This window comes from Nocardia sp. NPDC004582 (assembly GCF_053602115.1).
Genome location: NZ_JBSGCY010000289.1, coordinates 1 through 1,938, shown reverse-complemented (window position 1 = coordinate 1,938; position 1,938 = coordinate 1). Strand labels below are relative to the sequence as shown.

General features: G+C 67.9%; 2 protein-coding genes and 1 pseudogene. 2 read left to right on the top strand and 1 reads right to left on the bottom strand.

What is annotated here, in order from left to right:
- Positions 1-75: pseudogene (locus ACWELJ_RS34060) on the top strand (proteasome activator); the annotation flags it as partial.
- A gap of 45 nt (positions 76-120) precedes the next feature.
- On the opposite strand, the gene ACWELJ_RS34055 reads toward ACWELJ_RS34060, so the two are convergent.
- Positions 121-1,089: a bile acid:sodium symporter family protein gene (locus tag ACWELJ_RS34055; RefSeq protein ID WP_452370167.1), complete on the bottom strand. Its 969-nt coding sequence runs from the start codon at positions 1,087-1,089 to the stop codon at positions 121-123.
- 127 nt (positions 1,090-1,216) lie between these two features.
- On the opposite strand from ACWELJ_RS34055, the gene ACWELJ_RS34050 reads away from it, so the two are divergent.
- Positions 1,217-1,938 (top strand): TIGR04222 domain-containing membrane protein (locus tag ACWELJ_RS34050; RefSeq protein ID WP_452370166.1); only part of this gene is annotated, 722 nt, incomplete at its 3' end.

Here is a 1,938-nt window from a genome sequence, read left to right as displayed (position 1 = left end):
GGCACCATGATCAAACAGCTGCTCGAGGAGGTCCGGCACGCACCGCTGGACGACGCCTCCCGCACCCGCCTGCGCGGCTGGATCGCGCGCTGCGGCGCGAGGACAGCCGGCTGCTCGCGTTCACGGCGCGGTACGAGCCCAGCGTCCTGCGAGAGCGGCACAGGTGATCAGCTGAATCTGGTGGAACATCATGAGCGGCAGCACGATCAGGCCCACCGGGTGACCCGCGAACAGCACCGTCGCCATGGGCAGCCCGGTGGCCAGGCTCTTCTTGGAACCGCAGAACACCACCACGATCCGGTCGGCGCGATCGAAACGCACCGCCTCGCCGAGGAAGCCGGTCGCCGCCAGCACGATCGCCAGGATCACGCAGCACACCACCGCCAGCCCCAGAATCCGCCACGGCGACATGGCGTGCCAGATGCCCTCCACCATGCCCGCGCTGAACGCGCTGTAGACCACCAGCAGGATCGACCCGCGATCCACCAGTTTGGTCGGCTCGGCGTAGCGGGACAGGAAGCCCTTCACCTTGGGCCGGATCAGCTGGCCGATGAAGAACGGCACCAGCAGCTGCAGCACGATGTCCACCACCGCGGACGGATCCACACTGGCCTGGCCGGTGGTGTTCATGAGCAGGATCACCAGCGCGGGAGTGAGGAACACACCCAGCAGGTTCGACACGGTGGCGCTCACGATCGCACCCGCCACATTGCCCTTGGCGATGGAGGTGAACGCGATCGAGGACTGCACGGTCGACGGCACCAGGCACAGGAACAGCACACCGGTGTAGAGGTCGGGGGTGAGGATGTGCGGCACCAGCACCCGCGCGGCCAGGCCGATCAGCGGGAAGAGGATGAAGGTGCAGGCCAGTACCGTCAAGTGGAGTCGCCAGTGCTTGAGACCCGCGATCGCCTCCTGCGGCGCCAGGCGGGTGCCGTAGAGCAGGAACAGCAGCGCGATGGCTATCTTCGTCAGCCAGCTCACGACCTCGGCGGCATCGCCCCGGGCCGGGAAAACGCTGGCCAGGACGACCATCCCGAGAATCGACAGAATGAACCCGTCGATGTAGAACTTGCTGAGAAATCGCACCGGATCAGGCTAATCACCGAAAGTTTCTTCGGATAACCACCCCGAGATCGCACGGATAACACGACACCCGCGCAGCCGCGATACTGGAGTTGATCGACTGTCACGACGACTCCCGAGGGGAATCGCCATGGTCCATGCGACCGTCGCGGCCGCGGCCACGACCAACACCTGGGGGATATCCGGCCCGGCCTTCCTCTTGTTCTATGTCATCGCCGGGCTGATCGCGGTCGCGGCCGGATACGCGATCCGGGCGAGCGTGCTGCGCCGGGTGGACCCGTCCTGGGCGCCCGAGCGTCCCCTGACCCCGAGCGAGACCGCCGTCCTCGTCGACGATCGACGCCCGGTGCTGGCCGCGCTCGCCCAATTACGCGGGCACGGAGTCATCGACTCCACGGGCAGGCCGGTCCAGCCGTACAGCGACACCGCTCTCCCGGAGCTGGATCCCATCGCCCGCACCTTGTGGGCGACGCTGAGCACTCCGGGCCGCCTGAACATGACCAGCATGCTCGTCGGGACCGGCGGGGTGGTGGCCCGGATGCGCAAGGACCTCACCGACCGCGGCTACCTGTTCGGCGACGAGCAGCGAAAAGCCCTGCGCACGGCCCGGTTCCCGCTCTACGCCGTGCTGCTGCTCGGACTGGCCCGGCTGATCTCGGGTGTGGCCACGCATCATTCGGTCGGCTTCCTTGTGATCGTCATGATCGCGCTGAGCGTCATGACCGTGGTGGTGGGCCGCGGACCTCGGCTGACCCGGCGCGGTCGCGAGACGCTCGAGGCGGCGCGCACCGGTAACCGGCACCTGCGACCGGCCAACGCGCCCGCCTACGCGGCGTACGGCGCCAGCAGCGC